The sequence below is a fragment of the Isoptericola sp. NPDC057391 genome (assembly GCF_042668085.1).
Lineage (GTDB): Bacteria > Actinomycetota > Actinomycetes > Actinomycetales > Cellulomonadaceae > Isoptericola.
Genome location: NZ_JBHVBO010000015.1, coordinates 12,628 through 32,404, shown reverse-complemented (window position 1 = coordinate 32,404; position 19,777 = coordinate 12,628). Strand labels below are relative to the sequence as shown.

The 19,777-nt window shown below is 73.5% G+C and carries 16 protein-coding genes; 11 read left to right on the top strand and 5 right to left on the bottom strand.

Annotation, left to right across the window (positions count from 1 at the left end):
• A complete protein-coding gene (locus ACFUVW_RS04015; RefSeq protein ID WP_430570063.1) occupies window positions 1–696 on the top strand; it encodes a hypothetical protein in 696 nt (231 codons plus the stop codon).
• Entirely contained in the window at window positions 693–2,015 is a 1,323-nt protein-coding gene (locus ACFUVW_RS04010; protein ID WP_430570062.1) for a hypothetical protein, read from the top strand. The genes ACFUVW_RS04015 and ACFUVW_RS04010 overlap by 4 nt, the downstream gene beginning before the upstream one ends.
• 19 nt (window positions 2,016–2,034) lie before the next feature.
• Here ACFUVW_RS04010 and ACFUVW_RS04005 read toward each other — a convergent pair whose 3' ends face one another.
• Window positions 2,035–3,135, bottom strand: a complete 1,101-nt coding sequence (locus tag ACFUVW_RS04005; RefSeq protein ID WP_430570061.1) for an amidohydrolase family protein — start codon at window positions 3,133–3,135, stop codon at window positions 2,035–2,037.
• A 239-nt stretch (window positions 3,136–3,374) separates the two neighbouring features.
• Between ACFUVW_RS04005 and ACFUVW_RS04000 the strand changes: the two genes are divergently transcribed.
• The 6 genes from ACFUVW_RS04000 to ACFUVW_RS03975 are packed head-to-tail and all read left to right on the top strand — an operon-like array spanning window position 3,375 to window position 9,387.
• Window positions 3,375–4,262 (top strand): SIS domain-containing protein, encoded by an 888-nt coding sequence (locus tag ACFUVW_RS04000; protein WP_430570060.1) that lies wholly within the window; start codon window positions 3,375–3,377, stop codon window positions 4,260–4,262.
• A gap of 47 nt (window positions 4,263–4,309) precedes the next feature.
• Window positions 4,310–5,632, top strand: a complete 1,323-nt coding sequence (locus tag ACFUVW_RS03995) for an ABC transporter substrate-binding protein (protein WP_430570059.1) — start codon at window positions 4,310–4,312, stop codon at window positions 5,630–5,632.
• Window positions 5,629–6,573, top strand: a complete 945-nt coding sequence (locus ACFUVW_RS03990) for a carbohydrate ABC transporter permease (protein ID WP_430570058.1) — start codon at window positions 5,629–5,631, stop codon at window positions 6,571–6,573. Before ACFUVW_RS03995 ends, ACFUVW_RS03990 begins: the two co-directional genes overlap by 4 nt.
• Window positions 6,573–7,463 carry a carbohydrate ABC transporter permease gene (locus tag ACFUVW_RS03985; protein ID WP_430570057.1) on the top strand — a complete coding sequence of 297 codons (891 nt, stop codon included), beginning with the start codon at window positions 6,573–6,575 and terminating at the stop codon, window positions 7,461–7,463. The genes ACFUVW_RS03990 and ACFUVW_RS03985 overlap by 1 nt, the downstream gene beginning before the upstream one ends.
• A complete protein-coding gene (locus ACFUVW_RS03980; protein WP_430570056.1) occupies window positions 7,460–8,413 on the top strand; it encodes a carbohydrate kinase family protein in 954 nt (317 codons plus the stop codon). Before ACFUVW_RS03985 ends, ACFUVW_RS03980 begins: the two co-directional genes overlap by 4 nt.
• A complete protein-coding gene (locus ACFUVW_RS03975; protein ID WP_430570055.1) occupies window positions 8,410–9,387 on the top strand; it encodes a PfkB family carbohydrate kinase in 978 nt (325 codons plus the stop codon). The genes ACFUVW_RS03980 and ACFUVW_RS03975 overlap by 4 nt, the downstream gene beginning before the upstream one ends.
• Here ACFUVW_RS03975 and ACFUVW_RS03970 read toward each other — a convergent pair.
• Complete coding sequence (locus ACFUVW_RS03970) at window positions 9,369–10,175, bottom strand: DeoR/GlpR family DNA-binding transcription regulator (protein ID WP_430570054.1); 807 nt, start codon at window positions 10,173–10,175, stop codon at window positions 9,369–9,371. The genes ACFUVW_RS03975 and ACFUVW_RS03970 overlap by 19 nt on opposite strands.
• 174 nt (window positions 10,176–10,349) lie before the next feature.
• Between ACFUVW_RS03970 and ACFUVW_RS03965 the strand changes: the two genes are divergently transcribed.
• From ACFUVW_RS03965 to ACFUVW_RS03955, 3 genes are read left to right on the top strand one after another with little or no spacing between them, the layout of a single operon-like run.
• Window positions 10,350–11,666 carry an alpha-glucosidase/alpha-galactosidase gene (locus ACFUVW_RS03965; protein WP_430570053.1) on the top strand — a complete coding sequence of 439 codons (1,317 nt, stop codon included), beginning with the start codon at window positions 10,350–10,352 and terminating at the stop codon, window positions 11,664–11,666.
• Window positions 11,663–12,514: a class II fructose-bisphosphate aldolase gene (locus ACFUVW_RS03960; protein WP_430570052.1), complete on the top strand. Its 852-nt coding sequence runs from the start codon at window positions 11,663–11,665 to the stop codon at window positions 12,512–12,514. Before ACFUVW_RS03965 ends, ACFUVW_RS03960 begins: the two co-directional genes overlap by 4 nt.
• A 31-nt stretch (window positions 12,515–12,545) precedes the next feature.
• A complete protein-coding gene (locus ACFUVW_RS03955; RefSeq protein WP_430570051.1) occupies window positions 12,546–13,427 on the top strand; it encodes an endo alpha-1,4 polygalactosaminidase in 882 nt (293 codons plus the stop codon).
• A gap of 10 nt (window positions 13,428–13,437) precedes the next feature.
• Here the strand turns inward: ACFUVW_RS03955 and hrpA are convergent, their stop codons facing one another.
• Genes hrpA through ACFUVW_RS03940 form a run of 3 tightly spaced genes read right to left on the bottom strand, consistent with a single transcriptional unit; the run spans window position 13,438 to window position 19,682 of the window.
• A complete protein-coding gene (hrpA, locus tag ACFUVW_RS03950) occupies window positions 13,438–17,907 on the bottom strand; it encodes an ATP-dependent RNA helicase HrpA (protein WP_430570050.1) in 4,470 nt (1,489 codons plus the stop codon).
• Between the two features lie 14 nt (window positions 17,908–17,921).
• On the bottom strand, window positions 17,922–18,527 hold the full coding sequence (locus ACFUVW_RS03945; protein ID WP_430570049.1) for a VanZ family protein: 606 nt from the start codon (window positions 18,525–18,527) through the stop codon (window positions 17,922–17,924).
• A gap of 54 nt (window positions 18,528–18,581) precedes the next feature.
• Window positions 18,582–19,682, bottom strand: coding sequence for a substrate-binding domain-containing protein (locus tag ACFUVW_RS03940; protein WP_430570048.1), 1,101 nt, complete (start codon window positions 19,680–19,682; stop codon window positions 18,582–18,584).
• Window positions 19,683–19,777 lie beyond the last annotated feature (95 nt).

The window sequence follows — 19,777 nt, the reverse complement described above, 5'->3', positions numbered from 1 at the left end:
ATGACGGATGCCGAGACGCTGGACGTCGACAACCCGACCCGGTGGAAGCTCAGCCTGCGGGTGCCCGACGACTGGGTGGAGCTCGCGGGGACGCAGAGCGCCGAGGAGGCGCTGGGCGTCATCCGCGGGGCCCTGGAGGCGGTGGACGTCGACCTTCCGGCGCGCGACGCCGGTCTCCTGCTGGCGGGGCTGCGCGCCTGGCGTGACGTCTGGAGCGACCGGGCGGTGCTGCTGCACGGCCTCGTCTACCAGGGCAAGGACTATCGCGGACCGACCGCGATCGACGAGGAGATCTTCGTCAACGTCGTGGGGTCCGTGCGGCAGATCGACGCGTTCGACGGGCCGCTGTCCCTGCTCGAGGTCGTGCGACGGGTGGTCGCGGCCAAGATGGGCTTCGACCTGTCCGCCGCGTACACCGAGGGCTTCGAGACCGGCATCGGGCCCGCCCTCGGCGTGACCGTGACGTACCCGGTGGACGTGCGCGACCCGGCGTCGCCACAGGTCACGACCGGAGCCACGCGCGAGATCGGGCTGGCGGTGGTCGTCACGGCGCCGTCGGACGGCGGCCCCGGCCTCGTGCTCGTCGGCTGGTCGAGCGAGCCGCACCACGTGCGCGCCGTCGGCATGCTGCTCGCCGCCATGGCCGGGCCTGCGAGGATCGTCCCCGTGGACGCGCAGGGCGAGGAGACGGAGTGACGGTGCAGGAGGCTGAGGCGCCGGCGCAGCGTCGACGCGGCCGCGAGCCGCTGCCCCCGTTCCCGCACGAGGTGCCGCTGCCCGCGACGTTCGGCGACTGGTACGACGTGGCCGCCGCGAACCTCGGCGTCGCCCAGCGGCGCGACGGCGGCGGGCGGCGCATGCTCGCGGGACTGCTGCTCCTGCTGGGCTGCCTGGCCGGGGCCGGCCTGGCCGCCCGGCCCGTCCTGGTGCTGCTCGGGCGGGGCGCGGACGGCGAGCGGGCCGACGTCGCGTCGCTCGTCGTGGGCGCCGTCCTCGTGCTGGGGACGCTCGGCTGGTGGTTCCGGTACCGGCGCGACTGGGGGCGGGCGCGGCGCCTGCGCCAGGCCTGGTCCCTCGCGCTGCGACGGCCCGAGGTGTTGGCGCTGCCGGCGCGGAAACGCCCGGCCAGCGGCGTCGCTGCTGATCGGGTCGATGCTGTGGTGGTCGACCCCGAGCAGATGCACGACTACCGCGCGCGCGAGCACGGGCTCGAGGGGTACCCCGGGGTCAAGCCCGTGGACGGGGCCACCGGTCTGCTCGACGCGCTGCGCGCGATCCTCTACCCGATCGTGGCCGCCGTCGGCCTCCTGCTGGTGGTCGTCGGACTGGACCAGCGACCGCTGAGCGACGGCGCCACCGCCCTGGCACCCGGGCTCGTCCTGCTGGTCGTCGGGCTCGCGGCGTCGGTGCGGGCATGGTGGCGCCTGGCGGACGGCTGGGCCGTGGTCGGTCTGGAGCACGACGACCGCGCCCGGTGGAGCGGTTGGCGCGTGCTGCACGGATTCCAGGAGCCGGCGGGGCAGCGTCCGTGGTGGCGTCGGCTCAACCTCATGTTCCTGCCCGTCGCGGCCGGTGGCCTGGTCGTCGTGGGCACTCGGCTCGCCTCCGGCACGAGGACGGGCGTCGACGGGGTGTCCGTCGGCGTCGCGATCGTCGTGGTGCCGATCCTGGTGGTCTACGGCAGCTTCGTGGTGCGCGTGCTGGCCGGGCGGGCGCGGGCCCGGGGGGCGGCGGTCGCCGTCCGGGTGCTGGCCGACGACGTGCCGCCGCAGGGCCCGGTCGCGGTCCCCGCGGGCCCGGCGGTGCTCGCCCTCGGCGAGGAGCCGGAGCTGCGCCCCGCGCACGGGCCGGCGGTCGCGCTCGCCGGCGCCGCGCTGATCAGCGGCGCCCCGCACACGGTCGCCGCGCGCCGGCACTGGCTGCTGCTGGCCGACGGGTCGCAGGTGCCGTTGGCGTGCACCGACGTGCGCCGGCTGCGCGCGCTGGCCGGGTCCGCGGGGCTCCGGGTGCTCTGAGCCTCGGCGTGCCGTCGCCTCAGAGCCCGTCGAGGCCGAGCACGCGGCGGGCGTTGCCGGCGTACAGGGCCGGCAGCAGGTGGGCGGGCAGCGCGGCTGCGGAGATCTGCCACCGGCCCTGCGGCGGGACGTCCTCGCCGGGGGCGTAGTCGAAGCTCTCGTCGTCGGTCTCGAGGAACCGGAAGTGCACGTCGAGCTGGTCGCGCGTCACCGGGAACGCGTCGGTGCCGAACAGGACGCGGTCGGGGAACTCCTCGACCAGGCGGCGGAAGCGTCGTGGCTGGCGGCCGAGCTCGGCGAGCCTGCCCGCGATGTCGACCACCAGGTTCGGCGCCGTCCGCAGGAGCCGTCCGACGTGGTCCAGGTCCTCGGCGACGCAGCCCACGTGCGCGCCGATGTACCGCGTGCCGGGCGTCGCGATCAACAGGCGCTCGAACGCGCCGAGCAGCTGCTCGAACGACGGGTAGCGGTCCCGGTCGGCGAACGACCAGTCCGGCTGGCCCGCCAGCTCGTCGAACCGCTCGTTGTGCGCGTCGAGCGGTTCGAAGAAGGCCTTGGGGTCCGCCACGTGCATGAGCACGGGCAGACCCAGCTCGCCCGCCAGGGCGAGGACGCGGACCACCCGGGGGTCGTCGGGCGTGACGAGCGCGCCATCCGGCCCGACGACGGTGAGCCCGAGGTTCTTCCACACCTTCACGCCCCGGGCGCCGCGGGCCGCGCAGTCGCGCAGCTGGTCGGCGAGCTCGAGCTCCCCGTCGGGACGGGCCAGCAACGACCAGTCGAGCTGGCAGAAGGTGATGAAGCGACCTGGGTGGGCACGGTCGTACCGGTCGAGGTTGGCCTCCAGCTCGTCGCCCCACCGCCCGTCGAGGTTCACGACCGTCTCGAGGTTCGCGGTGTCCATCATCCGGAGCAGCTCCCCGACGTCGGGGGCGCACCAGTCGGGCGTCAACCAGCGGCCGAGGTGGTTGTGGACGTCGACGGCCGGGACCGCGGCGCGCACGACCCGGGTGGCCGGCAGCGACACCTGCGGGCGCGGGGACCAGTCGGCGAGCCTGAGGTCCGGGACGGTGACGACGGCGGGGCGTGCTGCCCCCAGCGCGTCCGGTGCTTGGGTCATGGAGGCCCTCCTCGAAGGCGTGCAGAAAGTGCTCGGCGTGCGCGGGTCGTCCCCGAGAATGGGGCACGCATGAGCAGGTTGCCGATCTGTTACGCGAATCACTCAGTCAGAATGATCGAATTCACCAGTTTTGCTGACTTGCGCGCAACGGCCGAGCACGATGGGCCCGACGGCGCCGGTCCGGGGCGTCGTTCCCCCGCACCCACCGCGGGCGGTCGCACGAGGACAGGAAGCCGCACGTGAGTACCAGCGCCATCACCGAGCGTGAGATCCGCAGCCAGCCCGAGGTCTGGGCCCGAGCCGTCGCCACCGCGCCGACGCAGGGGCACGTGCTCGGCCGCCCTGGCGAGCGGGTGCTGCTGCTCGGCTGTGGCACCAGCGCCTTCGTCGCCGAGTCGGCCGCGAGCCTGCGCGAGCGTGCCGGGCACGGCGAGGCCGACGCCGCCTACGCGTCCGAGTGGAGGCCGGGGCGCCAGTACGACCGTGTCGTCGTCATCAGCCGCTCCGGGACCACGAGCGAGGTGCTCGAAGCGCTCGCGGCCGTCCCTGCCGGCACCACCAAGGCCGCGGTCGTCGGCGTCGCCGGCTCCCCGGTCGCCCAGGCGGCCGACGAGACCGTGGTGCTCGACTTCGCGGACGAGGAGTCCGTGGTCCAGACGCGGTTCCCGACGTCGGTCCTCGCGCTCGCCCGCGCCGCCCTCGGTGAGGACCTCGGGCCGGTCGTCGAGCAGGCAGCCGACGTGCTCGCCGCGCCGCTTCCCGTGGACCCGGCCCGCTTCGAGCACTTTGTCTTCCTGGGCCGGTCGTGGGGCTACGGCCTCGCCCAGGAGGCCGCGCTCAAGGTGCGCGAAGCCGCCCAGGCATGGTCGGAGTCGTACCCGGCGCTCGACTACCGGCACGGGCCCGTCGCGGTCGCGGGCCCGACGAGCCTCGTCACGCTCTTCGGTGACGCCGACGACGCCCTCGCCGCCGACGTGCGCCGCACCGGAGCGACCGTGCTCCACGAAACCCTCGACCCCCTGGTCCAGCTGGTCCAGGCGCAGCGGCTCGCCGTCGAGCTCGCCACCAGCCGCGGGCTCGACGCCGACGCCCCGCGGCACCTCACCCGGTCGGTCGTGCTCGGCTGAGCCGAAGCGTTCACCGACGAGACTTCGCAGAAGAGACAAGGACGATCATGCTGCGTCAACACACTCGTACCGGCCGCCGGTGGGGCGCGACCGCCGCCCTCGTGACGGCGACCGCCCTGCTGGCCGCCTGCTCGTCGGGCACCCAGGGCGCCACGACCCTCGACAAGGACGCCGACGTCACCCTCACGTGGTGGACGGGGCAGGCCGACCAGGCCCAGACCATCCTCACCGGTCTCGCCGAGGAGTTCGAGAAGGAGCACCCCAACGTCACGATCGAGCTCTCGTCCGGCGCGCCGTCCACGGAGGACCTGCTGCAGAAGCTGTCGTCGTCGTTCGCGGGCGGCACCTACCCGGACATCTCGTACGCCTTCGGCTCGTGGGCGAGCGAGCTCGCCGACTCGGAGCGGACGCTCGACATCACCGAGCAGGTGTCCGACCCCGAGGTCGGGTGGGAGGAGTTCTCCGGAGCGGCCCGCCAGACGGCGCAGCCGACCGGGCACGCCACGATCGGCTTTCCTGCGGTCGTCGACAACCTCTCGCTGATCTACAACAAGACCGTCTTCGACGCCGCGGGGGTCGAGTACCCGACCGAGGACTGGACCTGGGACGACTTCCGCGCGGCCGCGAAAGAGCTCACCGACCCGGCCACCAACACCTACGGGTACGCGTACTCGGTCTCCGGGTCGGAGGAGACGACGTGGCAGTTCTGGCCGCACCTGTGGCAGAACGGCGGCGAGATCCTCGACGAGTCGAACACCCAGGCCACGTTCGACTCACCGGCCGGCGTCGACGCGCTCACGTTCCTGCGTGACATGGCGGTCGAGGACCAGTCGGTGTATCTCGACCAGACGGACACCAAGTTCGGACAGATCTTCGCCAGCGACCAGATCGGCATGATCACCTCCGGGCCGTGGTCGCTCTACGACCTGCAGGTCGCCGGGACGGACTACGGCGTCGTGCCGCTGCCGGGCACGGACGGGAAGCACACGACGATCTCGGGCGCCGACCTGTGGGTGCTCTTCGACCACCAGGACGCCAACCGCGAGTACTGGTCGTACCAGTTCACCAAGTGGCTCACCGACCCCGAGCAGGACGTGCGCTGGAACGTCGCCTACGGGAACCTGCCGCTGCGGGAGAGCGAAATCGACTCCCCGGAGTTCCAGAAGCAGGTGAAGGAGATGCCGGGCATCGAGGTCATGGCCGCGAACAGCACGAACGCCACCATCCCGCGCCCCACCGTCGCAGGCTACGTGAACCTCTCCGAAGCGATCGGCACCGCGATCTCCCAGGTGCTGCAGGGCCAGGGCGACCCGGCCGAGGCCCTGGCGAAGGCCGCCGACGAGGCGACTGCGGCCCTGGCGGACCAATGACCGCGACGCTGTCCCCGGCCGCGACCCCCGCGGCGACCCCCTCCCGCACGCGGCGGCCCGCACGGGCCCGCCGCGTGCGGGAGGGGCTCACCGGCTGGGGGTTCGTGGGCCCGGCGACCCTCATCGTGCTCGGCCTGTCGATCTTCCCCGCGGTCTGGGCGTTCCTGCTGTCCCTGCAGGACTGGAACGGCTTCTCGACGCCGGAGCCGGTCGGCCTCGACAACTACCGGGCGATGGCCTCCGACCCGGACCTCGCCGCCGCTGCCGGGCACACCCTGCTGTACACGGCGCTCTTCGTGCCGGCCTCGGTGCTGCTGGGGCTCGGACTCGCCGTCCTGCTCAACCGGCGGATCATCCTCGTCGGGGTGTACCGGACCCTGATCTTCCTTCCGTTCGTCGTCTCGGCGGCGGCGACCGGCATCCTCACGACGTACCTGTTCAACCCCCAGTTCGGGCTCGTCAACAACGCGCTGCGCGTGCTCGGGCTGCCGCAGCAGGGCTGGTTGGAGGACCCGCACCAGGCGATGGTGGTCATCGCGATCATGTCGCTGTGGGGGCAAGCCGCCTTCACCACCGTCATCTACCTCGCCGCGCTCCAGGACATCCCCGCCGAGCTGACCGAAGCCGCCCGCGTGGACGGCGCCAACCGCTGGCAGTCGTTCTGGCACGTGACCTTCCCGCAGCTCGCCCCGGTCACGGTGTTCGTGGCCATCTGGCAGACCATCCAGGCGATCCAGCTCTTCGACCTCGTCTACACGACGACGCGCGGCGGGCCGCTCGGGTCGACAGAGACGATCGTCTACTACCTGTGGAGCTCGGCCTTCAAGGACCTCGAGTTCGGGTACGCGTCGGCGGTCGCCTACGGGCTGTTCGCCGTCACCCTCGCGATCACCATCGGCGTAACGGTCTACTCGCGCCGCAGCAAGGTAGGTGGACTCTGATGACGATGCTCGACGCCCCCGCCCCCGCCGTCGCGGGCCCGCCGCCGGAGCCGGGCTCCGAGCCCGCTCGCCGCCACCCGCGCCGCACCGGCTGGTGGCACCTGCTGCTGGTGCCCGTGGCCCTGCTGTTCGCCGTGCCGTTCGTGCAGATGTTCCTCACGTCGCTCACGCCGGAGTCGGAGATCAACCGGTTCCCGCCCCGCTTCTTCCCGTCGTCGCTCACGCTCGCCGGGTACGAGAAGCTCTTTCGGGACAGCGACATCCTGCTGTGGACCGGCAACACGATCCTCGTGTCCGTCGTCGCGGTGGTCTCGCACCTGATCCTGTGCTCGCTGGCCGGGTACGGGTTCGCGCGGCTCAAGTTCCCCGGCCGCAACGTCGGCTTCCTCATGATCGTCGCGACGATCATGATCCCGACGCAGCTGCTCATGGTGCCGACCTACGTGATGTTCGCCCGCGTAGGCATCATCGACACCCTGGCGGCGGCGATGGTCCCGTGGCTCGCATCCGTCTTCGGGATCTTCCTCATGCGGCAGTTCTTCCTGTCGTTGCCGGCGGAGCTCGAGGAGGCGGCCGTGCTCGACGGCTGCTCCCGCTTCGGCACGTTCTGGCGGATCATCCTGCCGCTGGCTCGGCCGGCACTGGCGACCCTCGCGATCTTCACGCTGCTGAGCTCGTGGAACGACCTCGTGTGGCCGCTCATCGCCATCAACGACCCCAGCGCCTTCACGCTGCAGCTCGGCATCACCAACTTTCAGGGCGCCCGCCGCACCGACTGGTCGCTGCTCATGGCGAGCAACGTGGTCGCGACCCTGCCCCTGATCCTGTTCTTCGTCTTCGCGCAGAAGCAGTTCATCGCCACCATGACGTTCACGGGGGTCAAGGGATGACGGCCAACCCGCTCTCCGTCGTGGTCGTGGGTGACGCGAACGTCGACCTCGTGCTGCGCGGCGACGTCGTGCCCCGGTTCGGCCAGGCCGAGCAGCTCGCCGAGTCGGGCGACCTCGTGCTGGGCGGGTCGGCGAGCATCGCCGCGTCGGGCGTGGCACGGCTGGGGGTGCCGACGTCGCTCGTAGCCCGGGTGGGCGCCGACACGTTCGGTGGCTTCACTCTCGACGCCCTTCGAGGTTTCGGCGTCGACGTCTCCGAGGTCGAGGTGGCGAACGACGAGGCGACGGGCCTGTCCGTGATCCTGTCCACGCCGCACGACCGGGCGATCCTCACCGTGCCGGGCACCATCCCCACGCTCACGGGCGAGCGCGTCACCGACGTGCTCGACGCGCGGTCGCCAGGCCTCGTGCACACCGCGTCGTACTTCCTGCAGCCCGGGCTGGCGGCGGCCCTGCCCGCCGTGCTGGCCCGGGCGCGTGCGCACGGCTGGACCACGAGCCTCGATACCAACTGGGACCCGCGGGAGGAGTGGGCGGGGCTCGGCGACGTGCTGCCGCACCTCGACCTCCTGCTGCCCAACCGCAACGAGCTGCGGGCGATCGCCGTCGCGCTCGGTGAGTCCGCGGGCCTGGACGACGTCGCCCTGGCGACGCGGATCGCCGGCCGCGGGCCGCGCGTGGTCGTCAAGGACGGCGCGGACGGCGGCTGGTCGGTGGGCGCGGACGGCGAGGTCGTGCGCGCGCCGGGCGTCGCCGTGGACGTGGTCGACACCACCGGCGCGGGGGACAGCTTCGACGCCGGCTACCTGGCGGCCGTCGCCTCCGGCGTCACCGACGAGCGCGAGCGCGTGCGCTGGGCGTCGACGGCCGGGTCGCTGTCGACGCTCGGCCCGGGCGGCACCGGCCGGCAGGCGACCCGCGAGGACCTCGAGGAGGTGCTCGCGCGGTGATCTCGGCCCTGGCGCTGAGCCCGTCGCTCGACGTCACGTACGTGGTCGACGAGCTGGAGGGGATCCAGCGCCCGCTGTCCACGCACCGGGTGCCGGGCGGCAAGGCGCTCAACGCAGCCCGCGCCGCCGCCGCGCTCGGCGCGCGGGTGTCGGCCGTGGCGGTGCTCGGGGCGGGCGTCGGGGACGACGTCGCCGCGGGCGCGCGGGCGGAGGGCGTCGACCTGCACGTCGTTCCCGGCGAGGAGGCGACCCGCAGCTGCGTCTCGATCCTCTCCCGGCGCTCCGGCCGGCTGACGGAGGTCTACGAGCAAGCCGTGCCCCTCGCGGCCGCCACGGCGGCCGCCGCGGTCGACACCGCGGTCGCGCTCGCGGCGCGGCGTCCGGGGTGGTGGTTCGCCTCCGGCGGCCTGCCGGCGTCTGCTCCCGCCGGCCTGCTGGCGGAGGTCGTGCGTTCCTGGCACGACGCCGGCGTGCGGGTGGCCGTGGACAGCCACGGCCCCGCCCTGCGCAGCGCAGTTCTGGCACGCCCCGACCTGGTCAAGGTCAACCGGGCCGAGGCCGTCGAGCTCACGGGCGCCGACCAGCAGGCGCCCGTCTCGGAGATCCTGGCAGAGGTCCGGGCGCTGACCGGTGGCGCGGTCGTCGTGACGGACGGCGCCGCCGGGGCGTGGGCGACCGACGGGCGTCGCGTGCTGCGTGCGCGGCTCGAGGGCCACGTCGGGCGCTTCCCGGTCGGCAGTGGCGACTCGTTCCTGAGTGGGCTGCTCGTGGCCCTCGACCGCGGCGACGACCTTGCCGGCGCGATGGCGCTCGCGACGGCCGCGGGGACCGCGAACGCCCAGGTGCCGGGGGCGGCGGTGCTCGACCCGGTGCTGGTGGGCCGCCTGGTCGCGGAGGTCGAGCTGACCGAGGCGGCGTATCCGGGCGGCGCCCGGCCCGACCGTCGGTCCGGTGCTCAGTCCGCGACGACCTGAACGTCCACCCCCGCGTCGCGGATCGCGGCGAGCGCCTCGGGGTCGGCCGAGGAGTCGGTGACCAGCACGTCGATCTCCGCGAGGTCCGCGACCTTCGCGAGCGTCACCCGGCCCACCTTGGAGCCGTCCGCCACGACCACGACGTGCTCGGCGTGCGCCACCATCGCGTGGTTGGTGCGAGCCTCGGTCTCGTCGTGGGTCGTGGCGCCCCCGCGCACGCTGATGCCGTCCGTTCCGAGGAAGGCGGTGCCGACGTTGATCGCGTTGAACGTGTTCTCCGCGAGCACGCCCACGGCCTCGAACGAGCTGGAGCGGACGAACCCGCCGGTCATGATGACCTGCAGGTTGCTCCGCGACGCCAGCTCCATCGCGGTGGTCAGCGCGTTGGTGGCGATGGCAAGGTCGGGGCGGGTCGCGAGCACGCGCGCGACGGCAGCCGCGGTGGTGCCACCGCTGATGGCCACCGAGTACCGCCCCGGGGGCAGCAGGCCGGCGGCGTGCTCGGCGATGCGCAGCTTCGCCTCCCGGAACCGGGTGTCCCGCAGCAGCACGGGCACCTCGGTCGTCGGGTCGAGCGCCCGGACACCGCCGTGGGTGCGCACCAGCAGGCCCTGCTCCTCCATGGAGGCCAGGTCCCGCCGCATGGTCGCGGAGGAGACGTCGAGCTCCCGGACGAGGTCGGTGAGGCGGGCCGTGCCGCGCTCGTTGACGTAGGTCAGGGTCTGCATCATGCGCTCGGTGCGCTTGTGGGAGATCGCGCGCGGCGCCGTCTCGGTCGTGGTCGGCATGCCGTTCCCTTCGGCCGGGTGGCGGTCCGCGCCGGGCTGTTCCGAGGCTTCTCGAACCGCTCGGGCTTTTCGAACCGCTCGGGCTTCTCGAACCGCTCAGTCCGAGTGATTGTTTATCGTGAATTCTGATCGCATTCTTGCACAGCTCGCGCGAAGCCGCCGATGATCGACGCCATGGTCAGCATCGTGTTCATCGGCGCCGGGAGCGTCGTCTTCACCCGCCAGCTCGTCGCCGACGTCCTGCGGTTCCCCGAGCTCGCGGACGCCCGCCTCGTGCTGCACGACATCGACCCCGATCGCCTGGAGGTGGCCGAGGCGACCGCCCACCAGGTGGGCCAGCAGCTCGGCGCCAGGGCCACCGTCGTCGCGACGGTCGACCGGCGCGAGGCGCTGGACGGCGCCGACTTCGTGATCAACATGATCCAGGTGGGCGGCATCGACGCCACCGTCGCCGACCTGGAGATCCCGGCACACCACGGTCTGCGTCAGACCATCGGCGACACCACCGGCGTGGGCGGCGTCTTCCGCGCCCTGCGCACCTTCCCCGTCCTCACCGGCCTCGCCGCCGACATGCGCGAGCTGTGCCCGGACGCCTGGCTGCTCAACTACACCAACCCGATGGCGATGAACGTCTGGTGGCTGTCCGTCGTCGCGCCCGAGCTCAAGGTCGCCGGGTTGTGCCACAGCGTGTACTGGACCGCGCACGACCTCGCCGAGCTGGTCGGCGTGCCAGTCGAGGAGACCCGCTACCGCGCGGCCGGCGTCAATCACCAGGCCTGGCTGCTCGAGTGGGAGCACCAGGGTCAGGACCTCTACCCGATGCTGCGCGAGCGCATCCGCGCCGACCCCGAGCTCGAGCGTCGCGTGCGGGTCGAGATCTTCCGCCGCATCGGCTACTACCCGACGGAGACCAGCGAGCACTCGTCCGAGTACCTGTCCTGGTTCCTGCGCTCCGACGCGCAGATCGAGCGCTTCCGGCTGGAGCCTCTCGAGTACGTCGGCATCAGCCGCGAGAACCTCGCGGAGCTGGACCGGGCCAAGAAGACCCTCGCCTCGGGCGGCGACCTCGAGCTGGAGGAGGGTGCGAGCGAGTACGCGCCGCAGATCATCCACTCCCTGGTGACCGGCACCCGCCGCGAGGTGCACGTCAACGTCCCGAACCGCGGCCTGATCGACAACCTGGCGCACGACGCCGTCGTCGAGGTACCCGCCGTCGTCGACGGGGACGGCCTGGTGCCGGTGCCGATGGGGGCGCTGCCCGTGCAGTGTGCGGCGGTCAACCAGGCGTACGTCTCGGTGGGCCGGCTGACGGTCGAGGCCGCCCGCAGCGGCGACCCCGTGCTCGTGCGGCAGGCCGCACTCATGGACCCCAACGCGTCGTCGACCCTGACGCCCGAGCAGATCTGGGCCCTGTGCGACGAGCTCGTCGACGCCCATGGCGACCTGCTGCCCGAGGCGCTGCGCACCCACGTACCGGCGGGTGCGCTGTGACCCTCGCGGCCACCGGGTCTCTCGTCGCCGACGCCGCGCGGGCGGGCGGCGCCGTGCTGGCGTTCAACGTCATCACGCTCGAGCATGCCGAGGGCATCGTCCAGGGACTCGAGGCCGCGGGGCTGCCCGGCATTCTGCAGGTGAGCGAGAACGCGGTGCGCTTCCATGGCGGACGCACCGCGCCGCTGGTCGCGGCCTGCCGCGAGGTCGCGGCGTCGGCGGGTGTGCCCGTCTCTGTGCACCTCGACCATGTGCAGGACGCGGGCCTGGCCCGGGCGGTCGTCGCGAGCGCCTGGCAGCTCGGCATCTCGTCGGTCATGGTCGACGCCGCCCACCTCGACTACGAGGAGAACGTCGCGACGACGGCGGAGCTCGCCGCGTCCGCCCACCGCACGTCGCTGTGGGTGGAGGCGGAGCTCGGCGAGATCGGGGGCAAGGACGGCGCGCACGCGCCCGGCGTGCGCACCGACCCCGAGGAGGCCGCGTCGTTCGTGGCGCGCACGGGCGTCGACGGCCTGGCGGTCGCTGTCGGCAGCTCGCACGCGATGACGACGGCGACGGCCGAGCTCGATCTCGGGCTGGTCGAACGGCTCGCGGAGCGCGTCCCGGTGCCGCTGGTGCTGCACGGGTCGTCGGGGGTGCCCGTGCCGGCGCTGCGGGCCGCCGTCGCCGCAGGCATCCGTAAAATCAACGTCGGCACGGCGCTCAACGTCGGGTACACGGCACAGGTGCGGCAGTTCCTCGCCGCAGACGGGACGACCACCGATCCGCGGAAGTACCTCGACCCGGCGCGCGGCGCGGTGCGCGACGCCGTCGACCAGCTCTGCACCCAGGTGCTGCACGGCTGACCGCGAGACGACCGACGGAGGGGACGACGGCATGAGGCACGCGACGAGCATGACCATCGCGCTCGGGCTGGCACTGACGGCTACCGCCTGCGGCGGTGCGCCGGGGGCGAGCGGGGTGGACCCCGCGGCGTCGGCATCGCCGGCGTCCGACGAGGCGGCCGTCGCCCTGCCGCCCACGAGCGGTGTCTTCGACTACCAGCTCGGTGGCGCGTACGACGAGGTGGACCCCGGCCACGGCGCCACGCCGATCGACGTCGTCGTGCGCGACGCGACGGCCGACCCGCTGCCTGGCGCGTACAACGTCTGCTACGTCAACGGCTTCCAGACCCAGCCCGACGACGCGGAGGCGTGGCTGGAGCGCGAGGAGCTGCTGCTGCACGACGCGGACGGCGAGCTCGTGATCGACCCGGACTGGCCGGACGAGCACGTGCTGGACCCGTCGACCGCCGAGCAGCGCGCCGGGATCCTCGAGGTGCTGGGGCCGGTGGTGACGGGGTGCGCGGACGCCGGGTTCGAGGCCGTCGAGCTCGACAACCTCGACACGTGGACGCGGTTCGACGCGATCGACGAGGCCGGGGCGCACGCGCTGGCCCGCGCGTACGTGGACCTGGCGCACGACGCCGGGCTCGCCGTCGCGCAGAAGAACGCCGCGGAGATCACCCGCGTGGCCCGTGAGGAGCTCGGGTTCGACCTGGCCGTCACCGAGGAGTGCGCCGCGTGGGACGAGTGCGCCGCGTACACCGACGTCTACGGCGACCACGTGCTTCAGGTCGAGTACCCCGACGCGCTCGACGACGCCGGCCTGACCTTCGACGACGTGTGCTCCCGCGACGACCGCGCGCCGCTGACGATCCTGCGCGACCGAGACCTCGTCGCCGCCGGCGAGAACGGCTACGTCTACGACGCCTGCTGAGGAGGCCGGGTCACCAGCCGTTCGGGCTGAGCACCTTGCGGATGCGCTTCTCGCTGACGGCGCCGTCGGTGCCGAGCTGCTGCGCGAACAGCGAGACGCGCAGCTCCTCGATCAGCCAGCGCACGTCGGCCAGCTCCGCCGCCCGCGCCGGGTCGGCGGGCCCGGCGGCGTACTGGGCGCGCGCCTTGTCGTAGGCCTCGGTGACGTCGTGCACGCGCCAGGCGAGCTCGGCGTCGCGCGCCGGGTTGGTCTGCGCCTTCTCCAGCCGGTACGACGCCGCGCGCAGGTAGCGCACCAGGTGCGGCACGCGCCGCGGCGGCGTCGCGGACACGAACCCGTCGTGGACGAGGCCCGCGACGTGGTCGCGGATGTCCTGCAGCGTGCCCAGCAGCGCCAGCGACGACGACGCCCGCACCTCGCCCTCGACCGTCCGCCACGCGGCGAGCGCGGCGACGACGTGCCCGACGATCCGGTGCACCTCGTCCTCCAGGTGCCGGCGGACGAACTCCCGCGCCGTCGTGTACGACTGGACGTCCCGGATCTGTACAGCGATTGGTCCGCCGGTCGGGGTGCCCGAAGCCTTCTCGGCGTCGGGGCTGGTCAGGGCGATGATGGCGGCGAGCTGCAGGTCGGCCACCAGGGCCTCGGTGTTCCGGTACGGCGCGGCCGCGAGCGTCAGCGACTGCTTCGACGTCCACCGCGACGTGATGCGGCCCGTCTGCAGCGCCGTCTCCGTCAGCAGCAGGCGGCGTACCCCGCGCGCGTGCGCGGCGTCGCGGCCGGACGCGTCGGCGAGCACCCGCAGCGCGACCGCCGGCTGGCGCTTCGCGTCCTCCTCCTCGACGAGCGCGGGGTACCCGCGCACGACGACTCCGCCGCCCAGGTCGGTCGACACGCTCTCCGGGAGCGCGCCGTCGGGCAGGCCCTCAGGCCAGGTCGTCAGGCCCGTCTGCTCCGGGACGACGCCGCTGGCGCCGCCGGTCGCGGACGGCGCGGGGGAGCGGGGCGCAGGCTTGCCCGGCGTCGGCGCGGCCTCCGCGGGGGCCGGCGCGCCGGCCTGCCGCCGCGCCTCCTCGAGCGCCAGCCCGACGGCGCCCTTGACGGCCGCGCGGACGGCCGCCTCGGCCTGCGCCGCGAGCCGCTTCTGGAGCGACAGCAGGTCCTTGGACTCGTCGAGCGGCGCCGGGGCGGGGCGCCGCCCCTTGCCCTTGCGCCCCTTGCCCTTCCTCGCTCCCTGGGCGGGCGCGGGGGCGGCGTCCTCGACCCGGAACGTCATGCGCAGGTGCGCGGGCAGCCGCTCGACGCGCTCGGCGTCCCACACGTCGTCGGGGATGACGACGTCGCGCAAGGCGCGGACGGCGCGCGAGAACGGGACGTGGAACGGCTCCGCCATGTCGCCGGCCCGGGTCATGTCCTCCCACGACGGCGTGTTCTCGCGCAGCCAGCCGGCGACGGCGCGGCCGACGTCGGGCGCGGGCACGAGCTGCACGCGCACGGCCTTGGGCAGGGACTTGATGGTGGCCACGCACAGCTCGTCGAGCAGGCCGGGCACCATCCAGTCGAAGCCCTCCGGGGCCACCCGGTTGAGGATCGACAGCGGGATGTGCACGGTGACGCCGTCGGCGGCCGCGCCGGGCTGGAACTGGTACGTCAGGGGCAGCGTGACCTCGCCCTGCGTCCAGGTCTCCGGGAACTCGGAGGTGTCCACGGCGTCGGCGTCCACGAGCTGGTCGAGCGTGAACGTCAGCAGGTCCGGCGTCTCGCGCTGCGCCCGCTTCCACCACCGGTCGAAGTGGGCGGCGCTGACGACGTCGTCGGGCACCCGCTCGTCGTAGAAGGCGAACAGGTCGTCCTCGGAGGCGACGAGCCCGCGCTGCCGCGAGCGCGCCTCGAGCTCCTCCGCCTCGGCGAGCAGGCGCCGGTTCTCGGCGAAGAACTTGTGGTGCGTGGTCCACTGCCCCTCGACGAGGGCGTGCCGCACGAACATCTCGCGCGCCGCCTCCGGGTCGACCTTGGCGTAGAGCACGGGGCGGTCGGCGACGATCGGCACGCCGTACAGCAGCACCTTCTCCGTGGCCATGGCCGCGCCCTGCTTGGTGGACCAGTGCGGGTCGGAGTACGTGTGCTTGGCGAGCGGGCCCGCGAGCTCCTCGGCCCACTCGGGCTTGATGCGGGCGACGTCGCGCGCCCACAGGCGGGACGTCTCGACGAGCTCGCCGGCCATGATCCACTCCGGCGGCTTCTTGCTCAGCGGCGAACCGGGGAAGATCGCGAACCGCGCGCCGCGGGCACCGACGTACTCGTTGCGGGCACGCCTGGCGGCCTGCCGCAGCGCGCGGGCGCGGGCCTCGCCGCGCAGGTGCGCCACCGACGACGCCTTGATCTCGCCCGTGTCCTGCATGCCGATCTGGCTGAGCAGCCCGGCCAGCAGCGAGCGGTGGATGGTGTCGTCGTCCCAGGTGAGGCGGTAGTCGGGCTCGGCCTCGACCGGCTCGACCGACGACGGCGTCCGGGGCTTGAACGACATGTCGATGCCGAGCGGCTTGGCCATCTCGCGCAGCTGCGCGACGACGTCCTGCCACTCGCGGATGCGCAGGAAGTTGAGGTACTCGGCCTTGCACATCCGGCGGAACGCGGAGGAGCCCATCTCGTGCTGCTGGCCGCGCACGTACTCCCACAGGTTCAGGGCGGTGAGGAAGTCGGACGACTGGTCGGTGAACCGGGCGTGCAGCTGGTCGGCCTGCGCGCGGGACTCGGCGGGCCGTTCGCGCGGGTCCTGGATGGACAGCAGCGCCGCGACGATCGCGACCTCGCGCGCGACACCGCGCTTCGAGCCCTCGATGATCATGCGCGCCAGGCGCGGGTCCATCGGGAGCTGCGCGAGCGTGCGGCCGACATCGGTGAGGCGGGTCGCGCCGTCCTTCGTCTCCAGCGCGCCCAGCTCGGTCAGCAGCTGCACGCCGTCGCGCACGGCCCGCGTGTCCGGGGGCTCGACGAACGGGAACTTCGCCACGTCGTCGGGCGTCGTGACGACGCCGACGGAGATCATCTGCAGCAGCACGGACGCGAGCGAGGTGCGCAGGATCTCCGGCTCGGTGAACTCGGGCCGGCCCTCGAAGTCGTCCTGCGAGTAGAGGCGGATCGCGACACCGTCGGCCACACGCCCGGACCGCCCGGAGCGCTGGTTGGCCGACGCCTGGCTGATCGGCTCGATCGGCAGCCGCTGCACCTTGGTCGCCTTGGAGTAGCGCGAGATGCGCGCCGTGCCCGGGTCGACCACGTAGTGGATGCCCGGCACCGTCAGCGACGTCTCCGCGACGTTCGTCGACAGCACGATGCGCCGGCCCGGGTGGGACTGGAACACGCGGTGCTGCTCCGCCGCGGACAGCCGCGAGTACAGCGGCAGGATCTCGACGTGGTCGGGGCGCTTGGCGTCCCGCACGCGGTCCTTGAGGTGCCCCTCCAGCGCGTCCGCGGCGTCGTGGATCTCCCGCTCGCCCGACAGGAACACGAGGATGTCGCCCGGGCCCTCGCGCATCAGCTCGTCGCAGGCCTCGACGATGCCCGTGACCAGGTCCTTCTCCTCGCCCTTCTTCTTGGCGGGAGCGTCGGGGTCGCTGTCGGGGGACAGCGGGCGCCAGCGGATCTCGACCGGGTACGTGCGGCCGGAGACCTCGACGACGGGCGCGTGGTCGGGCAGCACGTCGATCACCGCGGGCGGCGCGCCGCCGATCTCGGCGAGGTGCGACGGCGAGAAGTGCGCCGCGAACCGTTCCGAGTCGATCGTCGCGGACGTGATGACGAGCTTGAGGTCCGGCCGGCGCGGCAGCAGGCGGGAGAGGTAGCCGAGCAGGAAGTCGATGTTGAGCGACCGCTCGTGCGCCTCGTCGATGACGATCGTGTCGTAGGCGAGCAGGTCCGGGTCCCGCTGGATCTGCGCCAGCAGGATGCCGTCCGTCATCACCTTGACGAGGGTCTCCTCGCTGGAGGTGTCGGTGAACCGCACCTGGTACCCGACGACGCCGCCCAGCTCGGTGCCGAGCTCCTCCGCGACGCGCTCGGCGACGCTGCGCGCCGCGATCCGCCGCGGCTGCGTGTGCCCGATCTGGCCCTTCCGGCCGCGCCCGAGCTCCAGCAGGATCTTCGGCAGCTGCGTCGTCTTGCCGGAGCCCGTCTCGCCCGCGACGACGACGACCTGGTGGTCGCGGATCGCGGCGGCGATGTCCTCCCGGCGCGCCGAGACCGGCAGCTGCTCGGGGTAGACGATCGGCGGCACCTCGACGGCGGCGCGCAGCGCCGCGGCCTTCTCCAGCTGCTCGCGGCTGACGCGGCGCGGGCCCGCCTGCCGGGGGCCGCGGCCCTGCCCGCGACCGCGCCCTCGGCCCCGCCCGCGACCCCGGCCGTGCCCCCGGTCCTGGGGACGACGCGCACCGCCGTCGTCCGACGACGACTGCGGTGCGGGGCTGGGCTCGGTGCTCACGACGTCCCATTCTCTCAACCTCGGCAAGGTGATTCGCGCCCGCCCGTCGCGCCGTCCTCACAACCCACCACGACGTCGCCCGGAGGCGGTCCGGTGAGCCGCACGGGCGAGGCGACGAAGAGTCCCGCCGCGAGCAGGGCGAGCACGGTCCCGGCGGCGCACCACCGCGTCACGACCGTGGCCGTCCGGGCCCGCAGCGCGCGGCGCGCGAGGACGACGACGCCCAGCCCGGCGAGGCCGCCCGCGGTGTTGACGACGACGTCGGTGACGTCCGAGTTCCCGACGGCCAGCACGTACTGCGCGACCTCGAGGAACGCGCTGGCGCCCGCGAGCGTCCCTGCGACCCGCCACCACGGCCACCTCGGCGCGAGGAGCCCGAGGTAGACGCCGAAGGGCAGGAAGATCGCCAGGTTCAGCACGAGCTCGACGGGGTCGCTCGGGCCCGCGTGGGCGGTGGCCGCGAACGGCACGAGCTTGACGACGCGCTCGCCCGCGTCGCCGACCCGGGGGACGTCGAGCTTCCACAGGACGGTCCAGACGACCAGGGCGAGGTATGCCGCGAACAGGAGGGGCAGGAGAGGCCTGGAACGCGGTGCGGGGACGGGGACAGCGGCGGTCATGAGCACAGACCACACGCCGCCATGTTGCGGGAGCGTATGCGAAAGCGACGGCGGTCAGCGCCGGGGGCGCACGCTCGACGCGCGGACGGTGAGGGTCGGGTCGAGCAGCAGGCGGTGCGTCGGGCGGCGGTCGCCCTCCGTGAGGCGGGCGACCATCGTCTCCACGGCGAGCCGCCCCACGTCGTACGTCGGGGGCCGGACGGCGGTGAGCGGCGGGTCGCCCAGCTCGGCGACCTCGTCGTCGTACGCGACGATCGCGAGGTCGTCGGGCACCCGGACGCCGTGGTCCTGGCAGTACTGCGCGAAGGTCAGCGCGAACGGGTCGGAGTGCAGCAGCAGGGCCGTGGTGCCCGTGCGATGGATGGCGTCCAGGGTCGATTCCAGCAGCTCTGCCCGGCCCGGCCGGTCGAAGCCGTCGCTGTGCCCCACGACCTGCTCCTCCGGGTCGATCCCCAGGGCGCGCAGCGCGTCGCGCCACCCTCGGCCGAGGGCGCGCGACGTCGTCGTGCCCGCGATCGACAGCAGCCCGATGCGGCGGTGGCCCTGCGCGTGCAGGTGCCACACCGCGGTCGCCGCGCCGGACGCGTGGTCGGACACCACCCACTCCAGGCTCTTGAAGGGACTGATCTCCGGAGGCCGCCGGTCCGCGAGCAGCACCGGCGTGCGCAGCCGGTCCAGCCAGGCCAGGAGCTCGCCGGCCCGCGACCCGTCCAGGGTGGGCGTCACGACGAGACCGTCCACCCCCGCCTCGGCGAGCCGCCGGCACTGCTGGAGGTCCTCCTCGGGGTCGTAGGCCGTGGTGCGGATGACGAGCCGCACGCCGGCGCGGGCGGCGGACGCCCGGGCCCCGGCCACCACCCGGGGGAAGTAGTAGTCGAGCTGCGGGACGACGAGGCCGACGGTCAGCCGGGAGCCCCGGGCGGTCGGCTCGGGCGCGAGGGCCGGGGCGACGCCCGCGGACGGCTCGGGCAGCGCGGCGCCGCCGTGCACGCGGACGAGCAGCCCCTTCGCGGCCAGCGCGTTGACGTCGCGGCGCACCGTCATCGCGGACACGCCGAGCTGGGCGGCGAGCGCGCCCACCGCCACCGTCCCGTGCGTGCGCAGCTCCCGCAGGATGTGCTCGCGCCGCGCAGTGCCGAACGGCGGGGATGCCAAGGGTGCCTCCTCGGGCGCGGTCGGAACTGGCTGTTCGAGTGTGTTCATTTCTAGCGGACGCCGACGGTCGGAGCCCGCCTCCGTCCGACACTCGT

Bases quoted from the DNA above. Each gene is read 5' to 3' on its own strand.
- ACFUVW_RS04015 (WP_430570063.1), top strand. From the start codon at position 1: ATGACGGATGCCGAGACGCTGGACGTCGACAACCCGACCCGGTGGAAG.
- ACFUVW_RS04005 (WP_430570061.1), bottom strand. From the start codon at position 3,135: ATGACCCAAGCACCGGACGCGCTGGGGGCAGCACGCCCCGCCGTCGTC.
- ACFUVW_RS03995 (WP_430570059.1), top strand. From the start codon at position 4,310: ATGCTGCGTCAACACACTCGTACCGGCCGCCGGTGGGGCGCGACCGCC.
- ACFUVW_RS03990 (WP_430570058.1), top strand. From the start codon at position 5,629: ATGACCGCGACGCTGTCCCCGGCCGCGACCCCCGCGGCGACCCCCTCC.
- ACFUVW_RS03985 (WP_430570057.1), top strand. From the start codon at position 6,573: ATGACGATGCTCGACGCCCCCGCCCCCGCCGTCGCGGGCCCGCCGCCG.
- ACFUVW_RS03980 (WP_430570056.1), top strand. From the start codon at position 7,460: ATGACGGCCAACCCGCTCTCCGTCGTGGTCGTGGGTGACGCGAACGTC.
- ACFUVW_RS03970 (WP_430570054.1), bottom strand. From the start codon at position 10,175: ATGCCGACCACGACCGAGACGGCGCCGCGCGCGATCTCCCACAAGCGC.
- ACFUVW_RS03965 (WP_430570053.1), top strand. From the start codon at position 10,350: ATGGTCAGCATCGTGTTCATCGGCGCCGGGAGCGTCGTCTTCACCCGC.
- ACFUVW_RS03955 (WP_430570051.1), top strand. From the start codon at position 12,546: ATGAGGCACGCGACGAGCATGACCATCGCGCTCGGGCTGGCACTGACG.
- ACFUVW_RS03945 (WP_430570049.1), bottom strand. From the start codon at position 18,527: ATGACCGCCGCTGTCCCCGTCCCCGCACCGCGTTCCAGGCCTCTCCTG.